We start from the raw sequence: 17,948 nt of genomic DNA, 5'->3' as shown, positions 1-17,948 counted from the left end.
ACGATATCGAAGAGGTCAGGCTTGCGCTCCTCCAGCTCCAGGCGACGCGCCACCTCATTCATATCCTCGCCATTCAGATAGGCGTGGATCGAGCGGGCCGCCAGTTTGCCCTGAGCAACACACTCGATGATGGTGCGCGCGCCCATCTGGGCATCGCCACCGGCAAAGACCCCAGGGCGATCGGTCATCAGATTATAGGGATTGGTCTGGATCGTGCTCCACTTGGTCCACTTGACGCCCGAGGACTCATCGAGCACCGAGCGATCGGGCTTCTGGCCATAGGCCGGGATAATGGTATCACAAGGAATGACATGCTCGGAGCCAGGGATTGGGACCGGGCGGCGGCGTCCGCTGGCGTCAGGCTCGCCCAGGCGGTTCTTAATGAGCTCCAAGCCCTTGACGCGATTATGCTCATCGGTAATGACGCGCGTCGCCTGCTCATAGAAGAGCAGCTCAGTCCCTTCGGCCTCGGCGTCCTCGATCTCTTCCATCGTAGCTGTCATCTCTTTGATCGAGCGGCGATAGGCCGTATGGACCTTGGCGCCCAGGCGCAGCGATGTACGCGTACAGTCAAAGGTGGTGAAGCCGCCGCCGAGGACGATCACCTCAGCGCCTTCTTTGACGGGCACGGGCTTGCCCTCGACCTTCTCCCCGAGGAAGGCAATGGCATTGACCACGCCCTCAGCATCCTCGCCCGGCGTTCCCAGCGGGTTGCTCGTCCAGGCTCCGATAGCCAGGAAGACGGCGTCAAAGCCCTGGGCAAAGAGATCATCGATGGTGAAGTCGCGGCCCAGCTTGACATTGCACTGCAGATCGACCCCCAGCTCCCAGACATGGTTCAGCTCACGGTCCATCATATCCTTCTGCAGGCGATACTCAGGGATGCCGTAGCGCAGCATCCCACCGGGCTGCGGCTGCATATCGAAGATCTTGCAGTAATGGCCCTTGAGAGCCAGATAGTAGGCACAGGTCAGACCGGCAGGGCCGGCGCCAACGATCGCCACCTTTTTGCCCGTCGGCGGGTCCTTGACAAAAGGCACCGGCGGATCAAGCAGGCAGGTTTCTGCTGCATGGCCGTGCATGCGGCAGATGGCGATCTCCTCATCGACCAGGGCACGCCGACAGGCCTTCTGACAGGGCGCCGGGCAGGTCAGGCCCAGGATATAGGGGAAGGGCAAAACCTCCTTCACCAGGCGCGCCGCCTCTTTCATCGATCCCTTCGCGATCAACTCTAGATAGCCCGGGATATCGATGTGAGTCGGGCAATCGACCTGGCAGGGTGGCTGACAGTAGGCATTATGGTCCGAGAGGATCATCTCCAGGTTGGTGCGCCGGATGTGAAACAGCTCATCCGACTGAGTGCGCACCACCATCCCGGGCTGTGCAGGCGTATTACACGAAGGGAGGGGCCGATCGTAGCCCTCGATATGCACCAGGCACATGCGGCAGGCCGAGGTCGGCTCCAGCTTCTCATCGTTACACAGATTAGGGATCTCGATGCCATTCTCCTCCGCCACGCTCAGGATCGTCTGATTCTCGTACGCGCGCACAACCTTGCCGTCGATGGTCAGCGTGAAGCTGGGCTGGCCCACCTCGTTGCGCACCATCCCATCATGCCCATCCTGAGCAAGCGGCGTGAAGCGATCTCTGATTGATAGTGCCATGACGAATATGCCTCTTTTCGAGTGAGCAGTCTCACGACGTGCCTGGCACGCTGGATCAGCGCGCAGAACAGAGGCAGAACGCCGCTTTGCGTCCCAGACACCGACTGTTTGACTGACCGTGTGACCGACCGTTGAGCCGTCTGTAGTGACAGCCGTGCATGCTCCTTATTGATCTAGGGCAGCACGTGCTTCGTGACAAAGCGATGGGAGCGCACCGGCACACAGGTTCCCGTTGGACACTGCTGCTCTTCGATATGCATCTGGAAATGCTCCGGCCAATAGCGGCGGGCTGTCTTATACGCATTGGGGGCATGGATGCCGAAGCCGCAGAGAGAGCCATCGGGAACATAGCCGGCCAGCTCATCCAGCAGATCGAGATCCGAGCGCACGCCCAGGTCGCTGATCAGACCTTCGAGCACGCCCGTCATGCGCTTGACCCCGATGCGACACGGCACACACTTGCCACACGACTCGTTGCTCAGATAACGTGTGCGCTCCATAGCCCAGGCCACCATACAGGTCTGAGCAGGCAGTAGCTCGATGACGCCGGACCCCACGATGGCACCGGCCTCCTCCAGGGGATCAAAGTCAAAAGGCAGATCGAGCAGGCTGACCGGTAAAGCCCCCCCCTCAGCACCGCCAACGACGACAGCGCGCAGCTCGCTGTCTGGATGGCTCAGGCCCGCATGGCGCAGGATCTCGCGCAGGCTGGTTCCAAACGGGACCTCGACTACCCGCGGCTCGGCATCGGGAACTGCATCGTAGATGGTCAGCACCTTCGTGCCGGGTGTTGTCTCGCTCCCCAGGCGCCGGAAAGCCTCGGGGCCATCGCGCACAATCAGAGGAACATTGGCCAGCGTCTCCAGCGAGTTGATGGCCGTCGGCTTGTCCCACAGCCCATAGACCGCTGGATAGGGTGGACGCTGCTCTGGCATACCACGCCGACCCTTGATAACAGCAATCTGGACCGTCTCTTCGCCGCCGATGAAGCCGATGTCGAACCCCACCACGTTGACCGTACAGTGGAAGGTCGTCCCGAGAATCGAGCGGCCTACCAACCCAGCCTCCAACGCTTCGTTGAGCGCCTGCTGCACTGTCTCGATTCCCTCACGGAAGAGGCTGCGCGTCATCAAATAGGCCTCCGTTGCCCCAACGGCATAGGCGGCCAATAGGATTCCTTCGATTACCTGATGTGGATTGCGCTCCAACAAAGAGCGCGCTGCCCACGAGCGCGGATCGGCATCGTAGGCATTGCAAATGACGTATTTAGGCGATTCCTGCTGACGGCGCACAATACGCCATTTCTCGCCGGTCAGGCGCCCAGCGCCACCGCGCCCGCGCAGGCGGGCCTCGCTCACCAACTGGATCACCTGCTCAGGCGTCTGATCATGCAGAGCGCGTTCGAGCGCGCTGTAGCCTCCCTGTTGCCGGTAGCTCTGGAGCGAGCGCAGATCAGGCTCGCCGCGCCGTCGCAGAACGCGATAGGCCGAATCGAACTCAGGCATCTGGCTGCCTCACATGATGAATATTTCCCCACACCCCACGCTTATCGGGTGCCAGCCCGCGCTCGGGCTGATCATCGCGCGTGATCCCCTTGACCGCCGGCGCCGGCTTGAACTTTGGGCTGAGCGTCGCGATGCCAAAGATATCGCTGAGATCGACACCGCGCGCCTGGACGATGCGCTTTGCGGCCTGCAGCGGCAGATAGCCGTAATGGTCCATGACGGCATCCAACAGGGCCGGCAGGGCCGCCGCCTCATGCGGCCACTGCTCCAGCAACTCATCCACCCTACTTAGATCAATCTCTGGCTCCAGATGATCTTTGACTGGCATCGCCACACAGGGCGCGACCGGACGATTGGGGTAGGCTGTGGCATACTCGGAGATGCGCGGCGTATAGAAACCGGCCTTGGAGATGCCGGTCGCTTCGGGAATCTTGCGCGAAGTGAATTTCTCAGCGCCTTCACGAATGTAGGAGCGGAACCAGGGCCGTTCCTTCCAACGGTGCAGCGGCTCGTACTCGATCGTGATGGCGCGCGGTGGACAGGCCTTCTCACAGAGCAGGCAGGCCTCGCACTTCAGATTCAGTTCGGTCTTGAGTCCCTCTTCAGCAATCAACTGGATCAGCCCGCGGCTTCGCGGCGGCAATTTAGGCTTCTCATAAGGATAGAGCCGTGTCACCTTGGGCCGGAAGAGGTGGCTGAAGGTCAGCCCCATTCCCTGCAGGATGCCACGCATGGGCTACACCTCGCCTTCCTTTTCACCGCGCACCTTCAGGCCCTGCTTGAGAATCTTCTCGCGCAGCTTGAGCAGCCCTTCGATCAGCGCCTCTGGCCGCGGCGGACAACCTGGCACGTAGACATCAACCGGCACAATGGTATCAACGCCCTGGACGGTGTAGTAACTATCGTAGAACTCACCGCCCGAGTTGGCGCACTGCCCCATGCTGATGACCCACTTCGGCTCGGGCATCTGCTCCCAGAGCAGGCGTAAGCGCGGCGCCATTTTGACCGAGACCGTGCCCGCGACAATCATCAGGTCGGCCTGGCGCGGGCTGGAACGGAAGACTTCCGAGCCAAAACGGGCCAGATCATAGTGCGACTGGGCGCTCGCCATCATCTCGATGGCACAGCAGGCCAGACCATAGCCCAGCGGCCACACCGAGCGCGAGCGCGCCCAGTTCTGAGCCCATTGAAGCATATCGGCTAGGCTGGTAATCGCCACCGGTAGCTCTTGATCACCAGGCGTATATTCGTGGGGGCCTGTCGCCATCGCAATGGGAACGGGCTTGCGCCGCGTTCCAGGCACTGAGGCTTTCTCCCCCGCTTGCTGGCTCGTCGTATTGCTCATAGGATGATTGCTCCTCTACTGATTGCCCCTCGCCAAAGATGAGGTGATTTGCTCTCTCGGAACTGGAACAGGGGTTCCTCGCTCGGAGGGAGGGGCGATGCTTCTCCTGGCCTTGTGGTCCGCAGTTTATTATAGCACGTTTCACCCATTGACGCCAGAAAAGGGCGCCGCCGCGGAGCGGCCTCCGCAGTCGCTTCCTCGCTCTGGCGCGCCCCTTCCTCTCCAGCGTCCACCCGGCTCTTGCCCCTACACTGTCCCCGCTCTGCCTTGCCTTGCCGTCTCGAATCGGCTATCATGGCACTGTCCATCCAGCGGATAGCGAACCTATCCCCACGTAGGTTCACCTCAAGTTGGAGGTCAAGGCCTAAGATCGTACAGGGAGGATTCCTGCATTGGGTACCTACAAGATCGCCGTCCTGCCAGGCGACGGTATCGGCCCCGAGGTGACCACTCAGGCTCTGCGTGTGCTGGAACGGGTCGGTGCCCGCTTTGGCCACACTTTCCAGACGACACAAGCCCTCGTCGGAGCCGCAGCCATTGAGGCCGAGGGCGATGCTATTTCCGATGCGACGATGGCCCTCTGCCAAGAGAGTGATGCCATCCTGTTCGGCGCTGTGGGAGGCGTCTCTCGCTACGAAGGACCCAACTCCAAGGTCCAGCCTGAGCGCGCCCTCTTCCGCCTGCGCAAAGAGCTGGAATTGTTCGCCAATCTGCGCCCGGTGCGCCCGTTTAAGGCGCTGCTGAACGCCTCAACGCTGAAGCCTTCGATCCTTGAGGGGACCGACCTGCTGGTTGTGCGTGAACTTACGGGCGGCATCTATTTCGGCAAGCCTAGCGAGATCCGCCAGACCCCACACGGCCAGGAGGCCATCGATACTCTGCTCTACAGCGAAGGGGAGATCGAGCGCATCGTACGCACGGCGTTCGAGTTGGCCCGAGGTCGTACCAAAAAGAAGGTGACCTCAGTCGATAAGGCGAATGTGCTCAGCTCCTCTCGCCTCTGGCGTCGTGTGGCCGAGCGCGTCGCCGCTGACTATCCCGACATCGCTTTTGAGCATTTACTGGTCGACGCCTGCGCTATGCATCTGATCCGCCGTCCAGCTAGCTTCGATGTGATCGTGACGGAAAATATGTTTGGTGATATTTTGACTGATGAGGCCTCGATGCTGGCTGGCTCTATGGGCATGCTTCCGTCGGCAAGCCTGGGGACGCGGCGGACAGCACACGGCACCTTCGGCCTCTATGAGCCGATTCACGGCTCGGCCCCCGATATCGCCGGCCAGAACAAGGCCAATCCAATCGCCTCGATCCTCTCGCTGGCTATGCTGCTGCGGCACTCCTTGAGTCTGGAGGCAGAGGCTCAGGCGGTCGAGCGCGCTGTTGAGCAGGTGATCGATGCCGGCTATCGTACCGAAGATCTGCAGGAAGAGGGGAAAACCATCGTCGGGACCGAGGAGATGGGCCGTCTGATCGCTGAGGCTGTCACGGCGACCTCATCCTGATCGACGGCGAGGTTATCCTGCCCTGCCTTCCTTACTTCTTCGGCTGCCTGGTCGCCTTTACCTTGCTCAGGCGCAGCCAGTTCAAGCGACAGGAACAGGCAGGCCAGTGAGGAAGCAGGTAAGAGACGGCAGGCAGCCGGTGGGACGGAGCAGTCTGTGCGCAGGTGCGGCGAGCACTGTCAGGCAGCTCCCCGCTGGGATAAGCTGCCACCTGCAGCAACCTATTGCTTCCTAGCCCATCATTGGTTTCGGGCAGGGTCCCAGGTGCTGGAGACGCGTTCGCGCCTCCTCTAGACGGGCAAGAAGCTGCTGCCGCTGCTCCTCCCCCTGTTCCGTTCCTTCTGACGGCTGCTCCCTCTGCTCTTGCTCAATAAGAGCCTGCTCAAGACTTTCAATCTCGGTGAGCAGCCGCTGGCGCTGCACATACCAGCGCGTGACCGCTCGTTCTACACCCATTGCTCGCTTTGTGATTCCTGGCTTCATTCCCACAGGCCGATCAGGCCGGGCCATGCGCGGCTACGCTATGCGCAGGAGCGATGTCATTAGCCGCGACGCGACTACGAGCGGCGCAGCAGTTGAGCGCCCGCATATCACTCGCCGATTGGCCCGGCCCTCCTGCCCGCTGACCTAGGCACTGGCGCCATAGACGAGGCGATTCAGCGTCGAGATCAGCTCCTCATCCTGATAGGGTTTGACAATATAGGCGCTGGCCCCAAGCTGCATGGCGCGCTGCTTATGCTTCGAGGCTGCACGTGAGGTCAGGACCACCAGCGGCAAGGTGCGATACTGCTCTTGTGAGCGGACAGTGGCCATCAGCTCGTAGCCATCCATACGCGGCATCTCGATATCGAGCAGGACTGCTGCCGGTGGCTGACTAGAGATCAGCTCCAGGGCTTCGACGCCATCGCGAGCTGTCTGGACCTCCCAGCCGTGTTGCTTGAGCATATTACTTACCACGCGGCGCACACTCGGGCTATCGTCCACCACCAGCACATGCTTGCCACGCTCCACCCGCTGCGAGGGAAGCGGCGTCGCTGGCGGGCGTACTGCAGGTAGCACGCCAGTATTGACGGTCACTGTTGTTGCCGCCGCAGCCACCGAGGCCGGCATCTGGGCTTGCGCGGTCGCAGCCATCGCCAGACTCTCTTGCGGTTGCGACAGGGTCCCCGCGATGGCTCCCGTGCCGCGGCGCTGCACCGAGAGCAGCTCGTTCAGCTCCAGGATCAGAATCACACGCCCGTTGCCGAGCACCGTGCCGCCAGCGATTCCATGCACATGGCGCAGATGGGGACCCAGATTCTTCATCACCACATCCATGCGGGTCCTGACTTCGTCAACCACCAGGGCTACACGATGGCGACCTGTATTCACCAGGAGCAGCGGAGAGCGCTCATCGATTTCGCCGGCAGGTAGCTTGAGATAGTGGGCAAGCTGGCTGAGTGGATAGACATCGTTCTGCACCACGACCGCCGGGCGCCCGCCGTGAGTTGTGCGCTTAAAGGTATCGAGCCGTCCAATGGCCTCGACCAGCGTTGTCGGGACAGCATACTGCTGGTCGCCGACGCGTACCATCATCACGCTTTGAATGGCCAGGCTGGTCGGGAACTTCATAGTGAAAGCGGTACCCTGGCCCGGCGTCGAATCGACCTCCAGCGTGGCCCGCAGACGTGAAATGCTATCGCGTACCACATCCAGGCCCACGCCACGCCCACTTTCTTCGCTGACCACCTCAGCAGTCGAGAAGCCGGGGCGGAAGATCAGATCGATGACGTCGCTGGGTGAGAGAACCTGATCGGGCCGGATCAGTCCACGGGCAATGGCTGCCTGACGCACCTTCTCGGGATCGATACCGGTCCCATCGTCGCGCACCGTAATCACTACCTGATTGCCTTCGTAGGAGGCCGAGAGCTTGACGAGGCCTGCGGCTGGCTTGCCCTTGCGCACACGCACCTCTGGCTCCTCGATGGCATGATTGACAGCGTTGCGCATCAGATGCAGCAGCGGACCGGCGATCTCCTCATAGACCGTGCGATCAACTTCTGTATCCTCGCCTTCGGTCACAAAGTTGATCTCCTTATGCTGCTTGAGAGCGACGGAGCGGACCGCACGATAGAGGCGCGGGATCATCGACGAAAGCGGCACCAGGCGCGTCTTCATCAGGCGGTCCTGGAAGGTGGTGCTTAAACGGCTTTCGCGGGCGAAAATGCTCTCGCACTCGCGGATGACCGCCTCCATCTCGCTGCTCAGAGTGATCATGTCCGAGACACCCTCGCTGAGGCCGCGGGTGAGCTGATGGAATTCCGTATAGCGGTCTAGCTCCAGCTCATCGAACTCAGCCAGGTGTGCTGGCTCGTCGTTGCCGGTAGGAACAGGGCGTCCGGCCTGGAGAGCAGGCAAGCGAGAGGCGCCATTGCCCGCCCCGGGAGGAACCTGGACCACGCGCCCACTGGGCAGGGTTGCCGCCTCAAAGCGGCTCTCCAGCTTCTGGCCCACATCGCGCAGGCGCTCACTACTCATGCTCACATCGGACACCAGGCGCATCAGGCGCTGGATATACTCTTCAAGAGCGCTGCGGTTGACCAACAGTTCGCCGAAGAGGTTCACCAGCTCATCCAGTTTCTGCAGACGCACACGCACGCTCAGCTCAGCAGCTGGTGAACGTTGCATCAGCAATTCGCCGGCGGAGGAAGCGGCCTCGGAGACGGTACGAGAGAAGGTCGAGCTATCAGGGCCTTCGCTGCTATCGAGAAGGCTCTCCAGCTCCTCTTCAGCTGGCAAAGGGGAGAGCTGCTGCTCACCAAGCAGTTCAGCGTAGCGTGCTCGCATAGCCGCCACAGCTGCTTCCAGGGTTGGGCGATCATCGCCCCGGTTATTGATGAGGCGATCGAGGGTCTCCGCTGTATCGAGAATGATGCCGATTACAGGCGGGGTGATGGCAACCCGGCCTTCCATGATACTATCGAGCAGATCCTCGGAGACATGGCAGAGGTCCGCGATGAGGCGGAAGCCCATCATACCCGCTGCCCCTTTAAGGGTATGGGTCGCGCGTCGGATACTCTGGAGAATATCCCGATCCTCAGGCGACTTCTCCAGAGCGGCCACATTCATACTGATTGTCTGCAGATGCTCCTCCGCCTCCAGTCGGAAGATCTCAGCGGCCTCCTCGCCAAAGTCAGTGCCTTCACTGACCGCCGAGCCGCTACCTGCTGACGACATAGAAGGAGCAGGGACAGGTGAAGGTGGCGGTGGCGGAGCGACCACAGGTGGAGGGCTGACCTGAGCCCGTGGGATCTCCAGCGCAGGCAGCGGCCCACTGCCCGACAGTGGTTGCTGCAGGTTGGCACCCGTCTCTAGATCAGCGTTCCCTGTCAGCTGAGCCAGAAATTCACGGCGCACCTCAATCTCAATCTCATTGCGCAGCCGCTTGACCAGCTCCTCATAACTTTCCTGTCCATCGGGTCCAACGATCTCATGCTGAAGCTGACGCTGGCGCTCAAATTCCTGGCGCACCTCCTCACGAATCTGGCGCTCCAGCTCCATACGTGCAGCCAGAGAGAGAGGACGCTGCTCATACTCACGGCGCAGCTCTTCGCGGATCTTTGCCTCCAGCTCAGCGCGCAAGGCTGCCAGATCTCCCTGGCGCTCAAAGGTCACGCGCTCGCGCACTCCACTCACATCGCGAGCGACCTGCATCTGCCAGGGCGTCCAACCCGGCTCTTGATTGGCCAGCGCCTGGGGCAGGCGCTCCAACAAGTCGCCGCAAGCCTCGACCGAGCTGCGAAGTTGGTGCAGAGTGGTCTGAATCTGCTCATCGGTCGCCTCAACGCCGCTTGTGATGCGCGAGAGCAGCTCAAGCACCTTCTTGAGCTTGGTATTAACCACCCACATCACTGAGAGCGGCAGATAACGGCGTACCTTCTCGGGACTTTTGCGCAGATTGAGGCCCATCGCCTGGCCTGCCCAGTCTTCCATCCGCTCCAGAGCATCTTTCGAGCCATCAAGGAAGCCGCGGAACTCGCTGCGCTGCTCCTCGATGATGCTCACAGCCTGCTGCAGTTGGGCCAGCAGGGTATGCAGCGTATTAACCTGCTCTTCAAGCGAGAGGGTCCCCTGGCGCAGATCGCTATAGAGCCGAGAGGCAGAGGCAGGCAAGACAAGCGCTTCCTCGGTCAGGCCCGAAGGTTGCTCAGACGGGTGCGGCCCGAGCTGTGGCCAACTCGGCGGTGCTTGCAACGGCTGCTCTGGCAGTGGTTGCAGCGGCTGAGGCGGCTGTACAAACTGGGTATAGGGAACAGACGGCTGCGACTGCGACCAATCCGGGAGAGCACCCAGGTCTGCATCGGCAACGGTGGCCTGGCCCTGAGCTTCGGGTTGAGGTGCAGTAAAGCGATTGACCAGCTCTTCCAAGGGCGAAGGAGCGCGAGGCGAGCGCGACTGTTCCTCGCCAGGAGGAGAGCCAGCCGGCGAAGGAGCTCCCTCGGAACTGCGGAAGCTGGCGGCTAACATATCTAGGGCGCTCGGAGTTGCCGGGGCGGCGGGCGAGGCAGGAGACACTGGCGTCTCGGGTGACTGTTGAGAGAGTGGAACGGGATCTTCCGGCCAGAGTGGTTCCTCAGCGGGCGGAGTACTGGGAGTACGAAAGGCAGCCAGCATCTCATCGAAGGACGGCAGCGATCCCTCCTGACCGGTCGAAGGCGGATAGGGCGATTCGGGCAAAGGCGTCGACTGAGGAGGAGAGGCGGATACCGACCGCTGCTGATACGCATAGGACTCGCCTAAGCCCAGACCATCACCATCCTCCTGGAAACCGTAGTGCTGAGAAGGCGGCGTGGGAGCGTGGTAGCGCGGAGAGTCATAATAGTCCTGCTGGGGCTGACCCTGGTAGCCTGGTTGATCTGTATGATAGTCCTGGTATTCCTGTGCGTAGTGCTCTGGGGCGACCGATTGCTGAGATTGAGGCTCCAATGGCTGGGAGGAAGCAGAGGCCAGATCGGGCGAACCCGGGACAACCTTCCCAGCGGCCTCCTGGAGGGCCCGATAGCGACTGTAGTCGGCATCGTCTTCAGCAATAATGGCATCCTGGTTGACGGAATTATCGCGAATTCCATCGATCAGCACATGCAGGCGTCGCAGAGAACGACGCAGCAGGGCCAGCGTAGGCTCATCGAGGGTAGTCAGGCCATCGAGCACATCCCCCAGAATATCCTCCATGCCATGAGCCACATGGGCCAGGCCGGGGAAATCCATCATCGAGGCTGAGCCGCCGATTGTATGCGTGCGACGATAGGTCTCTTCGAGAGCATCCATGTCGCCGGGAGACTGAGCCAGGCGGTCAAGGTTCGCCTCGATCTCTGGCAGGTAGCTCTTCACCTCTTCGATAAACGAATCGAGCACTGACAGTTTATCAAATGTATTTGACATGCTGCACGCACCCACTTATTCTAGTCGATCGAACTCGGTTTCGCGGGATGCCGAGGCGCGAAACGTAGAAACACGGCGGGGGGCGCTGGCCCGACCTCGCCCCCTGGTCGGAGTCCTGGGCGCCCCTCCCTCCGTCTTCGCCTGATGCTGATGGTGCAACGGCTACTGGCCGAACTGTCCGTTATTCCCTCGCGGGAAAGGCGTCTGTTCTGGCTTTGGGAACGGCGACTGACCCGGCTGTTGATGCGGCGACTGCTGAGGAGCAGCTCCTGGCGGGGTCCAGGGCTGACGCTGCTGCGGACCCTGTCCCTGACCCGACTGAGGTGGCGCCCCAAAGGTCTGCGGAGGAACCGAACCGAACTGACCGCCACCGGAGTAGGGGACTGCTCCCTGGCCAGAGCCGCCGAAGCCCGCCCCTGACGCGGGGGGATTAGCGAAAGGCTGCTGCGAGAAAGCCGACTGTCCCTGCGGGCCAGAGAAGCCCTGGTTAGCAAAGGGATCGAAGGAGCCGAAGGCCCGCTGAGCCTCGAAAGGTTGCGGGTTAGAGAAAGCCGAAGCGCCGAACTCCTGGTTAAAGGAGGGAGCGGGGCTTGAGCCGAAAGCGGCTCCGAAATCCTGCTGGCCGGTATTGCCGAAGGAGCCCATGTCGGAGAAGCCAGGGACAGCGCCGAACTCCTGCGCGGAGGCAGGGAAGCCGAACTGAGCCTGATGCTGATTTTGCGCCACGGGCGAAGACATTGCCACCAGGCCAGCGCTTTCCGGTTCAGGGAGCGGCGGGAAATTAGCGCCGTAGCTCTGCTGCTGCGGCTGCATCCAACCATCGCCCGAGGAGGCATAGAACTGATCGCTACCAGCAGGCAGGCCGGGCACAGCCCCTGGGCCAGTGGCCATACTGCTATTGATCGACTCCAGCACATGATCGGGCAGGCGGAAAGTCGAGACCGAAGCGCGGAGCTGATCGGCCAGCTCGGCCAGGTAGCTCACGCTAGCGGCAGCCTCCTGGGTACCAGCGTTGGTCTGACGAGTGATTTCGGAGATCTGGCTCATAGCCACCGCCACGGCCTCCGACACACTGGTCTGCTCATTAGCAGCGCGGGCAATGCTCTCGATCATCTGGGCCTGGCGTTCCACGGCGCTATAGATCGAGTTCAGAGCGCGCCCAGCCTCATCGGCGAGCTGAGACCCCTTGACCACCTCCTGCGTGCTATCTTCCATAGCCACCACCGCCTCATAGGTATCGCCCTGGATACTCTTGACCAGGGTGGCGATCCGCTTTGTCGACTCTGTCGAGCGCTCGGCCAGGAGGCGGATCTCATCGGCCACCACAGCGAAGCCGCGGCCATGCTCGCCAGCCATTGCCGACTGAATGGCAGCGTTGAGTGCGAGCAGGTTTGTCTGATCAGCGATATCCTCAATGATACGTACAATTTCGCCGATCTCGTTCGAGCGCTCGCCCAGGCGCTTAATCTTCTTGGCCGTCTCCTGGACGTTCTCGCGGATCAGCATCATGCCTTCGATCGTTTGGCGCACAGCTTCCTGACCGCTTTGGGCATTGCGCAAAGCCTCCTGAGCGGCCTCATGGCTCAGCTGAGCGTTACGGGCCACATTTTGGATGAAGATGGCCAGAGCCTCGACCGCCTCAGTGGTCTGCGAGATCTGCTGCACCTGCATTTCGGAGGCTTGGGCCAGCTCGGCGGCGCGATCCAGAATACGGCGCGTGGCGTTGGTCACCTGCATGGCCGTGCTCTGCACTCGACCGACCACCTTGGCCAGCTCCTCGATCATGTAGTTGAAGGAATCGGCGAGCACGCCCAGCGTATCGGGAGTCACCTCGGCCTGGACACGCAGGTCACCATCGCCGACGGCACTCACCTCCTGGAGCAGTTTCTCGATCTGAGCCTGCAGAGCGGCGGCGTCGCTGCCGGAGCCCAGGCCAGAGGCACTGTTCGCCTGCGCACTCTGCTGATCGAGCACTGTATTCACCGAAGCGACCAGGCGGGCGAACTCATCATCGCCATCTACCTGGGCGCGCACTCGGCGATCTCCCCCGGCGAAATCGTGGCAGACATCGGCCAGGGCCAGGAAGCGGTCCTTGATACGGCTATTGACCAGGTAATTGGTGATGACCACCGCCAAAAGAGCAACGATAGCGCAGATAATGACCACGACGATCAGGACCGACGTATCGGCGGTGGGCATGCTCAGCCGGGCATAGATGCCCACCAGGATGAGCAGGAAGGCCGGGATAATGGCGGAGACGGCCAACCCCAAATTCATCAGGCCGCTTACCGTCATCCCACCTCGATTACGATCCGGGTTCATCCGCCAGACCTCCTCTATAGAAAATACAGAACAATGGCTGCACTGTTGGTCCTATCCTAATCCAGAGCTTCGTAATGTTGCATCTTTTCCGAGAACAACAAACGTGCGGCATCGAGCAAGATAATGGCACGTTTGCCGAGCACTGCCGTTCCGGCGGCATAGGGAGCAACCCACTGTGGAATATTGGTCTGGCGTGTGCTCACACTGGCGATAACGTTGTCAGGAATGGGGAGCATCTCGCTGACGCTATCCACCACCAGACAAATCACCATCTCATTATATTGCACCGATAGCAGGCGAGTGCGTGGATTGTAGGGTAGCGGCTCCCTATCCAGGAAGGTGCGCAAGTCCACCACGGAAGCGATGGAGCCGCGGAGATTGATCACCCCTCGGACCCAGGGAGCAACATTCGGGACTGGGGTCACGTCGAGCAGGCGCTCCACGCTTTGAATGTACTCCGCTTTGAAAGCGAACTCCAGATCGAGCAGAGTAAAAGCAAGGTACTGCTCGCCGGGTACCTCAGTGGGTACACCGGGAGCAGCTGCCGTATTGGTCCGCACTTGCTCAGGCTGCAACGCCGAGGCCCCCCATGCCGGAGGATGCGCTCCCCGTTGCTGCTGAGCCAGGAGAGCGCGTTGCAACATGTTCAGGTCATCGCTTGCCACAGGATTACTCCCAGCTTCTGGTCGCACATCGGGCTGTCCCCCTTGCCTCGCCTGTCTAGGGTCGCTGACTGAAGCTGGCTAGGCTACAGGAGCCGGCGCACATTGGCTACCAGTTCTTCCTCGTTAAAGGGCTTGGTCATGTATAGATCAGCGCCCTGCCGCAGGCCCCAGGAGCGATCGAGGGGTGTATTCTTGCTTGTCAGCAAGATGATCGGGATATGCCGACTTAGCTCCGATGATTTGAGCTTGCGGCACAGCTGAAACCCGCTCTGTTTAGGCAGGACTACATCCAGGACGATGCACTGTGGACGCTCCTTAAAAACTTTTTCCACAGCCTCGTCACCGTCGACCGCTGTTACCACCTCGAAGCCACTGTTGCGCAGTGGGGTTGCGATCATTGTGAGTTCAGTCCAGCTGTCGTCTACAACGAGCACCTTCTGCCCTGGCATTTCCCCTATACCTCTTGTTGTAACTTCTCCAGAGTCAAAACATTAGCTTTTTAGGAAAGAAAGGCCAGTCGCTGTAATCTCTACGCGGGTTCGGGCTGTGTTCTGACCTGGATCTGACAGCGGGCCAGAGCTACGTTATGGAGCAAGCGGAGCACCACTATGCTGTCTGTGGGCCTGGCCAGCGAACTGACAGATCAGATAGGGAGGCAAGCCTGTGATGCGCGCTGACCGATCGGTCCTCCTACGCCTCGCTTCGCCTCGTCTCGTCGAGTTCTGGACCGCCGCCGGGCGGTCTCTTCCCCCTCCCTCGGCCTTCCTTCTCTGCGCCCTCTCTCTGTCTCACCACTCACCTCCGGTAGTGACTCGACTTGACTTGACCCGAGACGTCGATCAGAGCGTCTTCTCCTTCCCCTGGTTGGCCCCACTGCCCTGTCCTGTCCTGCTCTACCGTCGAAGCTGGCCCAGCACCCCCTTAGACAGACCCAGATCACTGAGAGAACCGCCCCCTTCCCTAACCGCGGCGACGCAGCCGCGGGCGCATACCTTCGTAGCGAGGAGGGACGCGCTCCTGCCAGTTGACCAGGTGTTTCTTGACCGTTTGGACCAGCTCGGCAGAATCGAAGGGTTTCGTGATGTATTCGGTAGAGCCGGCTAGGCGACCGCGCATCTTGTCGAACAAACCATCTTTCCCACTGAGCATAATAATAGGTATCTGTCTAAACTGCAAGTTTTTTCGTATGATCTGGCAAATTTGGTACCCGTCCATGCGGGGCAGCTGCACATCCAGGAGAATCAGTGCTGGCATTTCGTCCGCTACCGAGGTGAGGGCGCTCAGCCCATCGCCCGCGGCAATGACACGGATATTTTCGCGCTGCAGGGTCATCTGCACAATCTTGCGCACGGTGGGGCTATCATCTACAACCAGTACCGTCGGTACTGCTGACATGCTTAGATCGACCTCCTTCGCGTCTCAGGCCACCCGTAGGCGCTACCGCTCTCCGGGAACCCTTGCCATTGTCCCTCCTCCCCTCGACGTGGCGGTTGCGGCTGAAACTCACGCCCCCTGGCTCGCTGGACGTTGCGATAGGCTCTGACCTTCTGATATTCCTGTATCTCAGCGTCGATCTCGGTCAGAAAGGCCTTCCAGGCAACGTTGAGCTGCTGTCTCGTGTGCGAATTGCCGACTTCATCTTGCAAGACGGCGGTAAAAACCATTCGCAAGAACGCCGACAACCCCACGACCGCCTCCCAATAAAATTCTTCTAGCTGCTCACCTTTGACCAGCTTGTCCAGGGTCAGGATATCACCACAGTCAAGCTGCCCATCGACAAAGCTGGCTGTCTCAAGAATGGGATAATACTGCTTTGCCAGGAGCTGCAAAGGCTGCGAGAAGGTACGCTCAAGATAGCGAATGATTTCACCTGTGGGCACATGCCCCCTCCCGCGCAGGCTCCTGGCAAAGCGCCCGTGATGGACTAGTAGACCATTGATGCATTCAACCAGCACACGAATGAGATTCAGCAGATGCTGCTCAGGGCTGACATTCCTGCGCTGCTGCCAGAGCGTGTGCTGGCAGCGAATCAGGAGATCGTGCAGGTCATGCTGAAGGGCTTTCTCCAGCTCGGTGTCCACTAACTCGATCAAGCCTAGCTCCAGCAAGCGGGCCATGAGACGGGCAACTCGCGCCTCCGGCATCATCAGCGCCAGTGAGATGGCCTGCAAGGGGATTTCGCCGTTACAGAGCGAGAGCACCTCGATGTACTCCTGGCTCAGCCCCAGGCTGCGCAGGTCGTTGCTGTTTTTGACTTCCGGCAGCCAACGCGCTACACTGGCGCGCGTCAAATGTAGCTCACCCATCTCCTCCCATTCATCAGCCTGGCGCAGGGCCTCTAGCAGGACTGAGTCAATGTCGAGCGGCTGCATACGGCTCTCGATCGCCAGCAGGCGCCGATGAAAGGAGAAACGCCCCTCGGCCCAGCGTAAGGCGTGACTGATCGACTGGGTCACGGCAAACTCCAGCCGACGCTGCATCTCCTCAGCGCTCATCCAGCCTCGTTCAACCAGCAGCGCCAGTGCCACTTGCATATCACCTCGCGCCAGCTCGCGAATCATCTGCGCCCTGCGTGGATCAAGCCGATTGAGCAGACAGAGCATGGTGAGCAGATCAAGCTGGGGGGCGCCCTCTTCGCGCAAGGCCACAATCTGGCCCTTGCGCAAAGCGATCGAAAGCGTCTCAGGACCGGAATGGACAAACAGCGTGCCTGTCTTACCGCTGAGGGCAAGCATCTTGAGAATGGACTGCAGACCCAGCGTCTGCAGGTCACCATCCATAATACGATCTTGCTGCTCCATTCTTCTCTTCTTCCTTTTCTTCTCTATGCAAGTGGTCGCGTTGCCGGTGCCAGTTTCTGCAGCGCCTGCTCAATCGCTGCCTGCAGGTGCTCGACAAAGAAGGGCTTCTCGACGTAGACCACCGACTTCTCTTCTCGTAGATAGGGCCTGCGCTCCAGTTGCCGTGGCGTCAGGGCACTCATCAGCACAAAGGCCGGCGGGCTGGGCAGCGCACTGCGCTTCAGACAGCGCATCATTTGATAGCCGTTCATCCAGGGCATGATCAGGTCGGCAACTACGCAATGCGGTCGCCACTCGACACAACGCTCCAGCGCCTCTAACCCATCGTGAGCCACCGCTAGCTCGTAGTCAGCAACGGCCTTGAGGGATTGCTGAATTGTCTGAGCAACGTCAACGTCGTCGTCGACGATCAGCACCCGGGCCCGTTGGCCTTCAGACCCCTGCCGATCGCTGATGAAATACTCGCCTCGTTCTTCGCTCGTCTGAACCAGCCGCTGCAGGGTACCGAGGTAGCGTAACAGCCGTCCCACGTCAAAGGGCTTGAGCAAAAAGGCCACAACGCCTAGCTCCTCTAGCCGGCCTCGCGAGACGGAGCTGCTTCCCATGATCACAGTAAAGCGAGCTTCCGGCCAGCTTCTTGGAGGCTGCAGCAGCTTCTCCCCCTCTCTTCCTCTAGCCCCCTCCCCATCTCCATCCATGTCATATAACAGGACGTCTCCTACC

13 protein-coding genes are annotated in these 17,948 nt (G+C 60.6%); 1 reads left to right on the top strand and 12 read right to left on the bottom strand.

Annotated features, from left to right (window positions below; all coding sequences use genetic code 11):
• The 4 genes from IRZ31_RS12660 to IRZ31_RS12645 all read right to left on the bottom strand — a co-directional run.
• Window positions 1–1,664: FAD-dependent oxidoreductase (locus tag IRZ31_RS12660; protein ID WP_297154196.1), on the bottom strand; the 1,664-nt coding region annotated here is incomplete at its 3' end.
• 173 nt (window positions 1,665–1,837) lie between these two features.
• Window positions 1,838–3,169, bottom strand: a complete 1,332-nt coding sequence (locus tag IRZ31_RS12655; protein ID WP_297154194.1) for an NADH-ubiquinone oxidoreductase-F iron-sulfur binding region domain-containing protein — start codon at window positions 3,167–3,169, stop codon at window positions 1,838–1,840.
• Complete coding sequence (locus IRZ31_RS12650) at window positions 3,162–3,902, bottom strand: hypothetical protein (protein WP_297154192.1); 741 nt, start codon at window positions 3,900–3,902, stop codon at window positions 3,162–3,164. The genes IRZ31_RS12655 and IRZ31_RS12650 overlap by 8 nt, the downstream gene beginning before the upstream one ends.
• Window positions 3,903–3,905: 3 nt before the next feature.
• Entirely contained in the window at window positions 3,906–4,364 is a 459-nt protein-coding gene (locus IRZ31_RS12645; protein ID WP_223258497.1) for an NADH-quinone oxidoreductase subunit B, read from the bottom strand.
• 542 nt (window positions 4,365–4,906) lie between these two features.
• On the opposite strand from IRZ31_RS12645, the gene leuB reads away from it, so the two are divergent.
• Window positions 4,907–6,016: a 3-isopropylmalate dehydrogenase gene (gene leuB, locus IRZ31_RS12640; RefSeq protein ID WP_297154190.1), complete on the top strand. Its 1,110-nt coding sequence runs from the start codon at window positions 4,907–4,909 to the stop codon at window positions 6,014–6,016.
• Between the two features lie 231 nt (window positions 6,017–6,247).
• On the opposite strand, the gene IRZ31_RS12635 is transcribed toward leuB, so the two are convergent.
• The 8 genes from IRZ31_RS12635 to IRZ31_RS12600 all read right to left on the bottom strand — a co-directional run.
• Window positions 6,248–6,472 (bottom strand): hypothetical protein, encoded by a 225-nt coding sequence (locus IRZ31_RS12635; RefSeq protein ID WP_297154188.1) that lies wholly within the window; start codon window positions 6,470–6,472, stop codon window positions 6,248–6,250.
• 171 nt (window positions 6,473–6,643) lie between these two features.
• Window positions 6,644–11,437 (bottom strand): response regulator, encoded by a 4,794-nt coding sequence (locus IRZ31_RS12630; RefSeq protein ID WP_297154186.1) that lies wholly within the window; start codon window positions 11,435–11,437, stop codon window positions 6,644–6,646.
• 162 nt (window positions 11,438–11,599) lie between these two features.
• The gene (locus IRZ31_RS12625) at window positions 11,600–13,759 is read right to left on the bottom strand and encodes a methyl-accepting chemotaxis protein (RefSeq protein ID WP_297154184.1); all 2,160 of its coding nucleotides are present in this window, start codon (window positions 13,757–13,759) and stop codon (window positions 11,600–11,602) included.
• A gap of 56 nt (window positions 13,760–13,815) precedes the next feature.
• The gene (locus tag IRZ31_RS12620; RefSeq protein ID WP_297154182.1) at window positions 13,816–14,424 is read right to left on the bottom strand and encodes a chemotaxis protein CheW; all 609 of its coding nucleotides are present in this window, start codon (window positions 14,422–14,424) and stop codon (window positions 13,816–13,818) included.
• Between the two features lie 83 nt (window positions 14,425–14,507).
• Window positions 14,508–14,873 carry a response regulator gene (locus IRZ31_RS12615; RefSeq protein WP_052888275.1) on the bottom strand — a complete coding sequence of 122 codons (366 nt, stop codon included), beginning with the start codon at window positions 14,871–14,873 and terminating at the stop codon, window positions 14,508–14,510.
• 511 nt (window positions 14,874–15,384) lie between these two features.
• Window positions 15,385–15,819 carry a response regulator gene (locus tag IRZ31_RS12610; protein WP_052888274.1) on the bottom strand — a complete coding sequence of 145 codons (435 nt, stop codon included), beginning with the start codon at window positions 15,817–15,819 and terminating at the stop codon, window positions 15,385–15,387.
• A 2-nt stretch (window positions 15,820–15,821) separates the two neighbouring features.
• On the bottom strand, window positions 15,822–17,225 hold the full coding sequence (locus IRZ31_RS12605) for a DUF4388 domain-containing protein (protein ID WP_297154178.1): 1,404 nt from the start codon (window positions 17,223–17,225) through the stop codon (window positions 15,822–15,824).
• A 23-nt stretch (window positions 17,226–17,248) separates the two neighbouring features.
• Window positions 17,249–17,948: response regulator (locus IRZ31_RS12600; protein WP_297154176.1), on the bottom strand; the 700-nt coding region annotated here is incomplete at its 5' end.

Source organism: Thermogemmatispora sp. (genome assembly GCF_019683635.1).
GTDB lineage: Bacteria > Chloroflexota > Ktedonobacteria > Ktedonobacterales > Ktedonobacteraceae > Thermogemmatispora.
The sequence above is the reverse complement of the archived record's forward strand: the minus strand, read 5'-3'. Positions and strand labels throughout refer to the sequence as shown.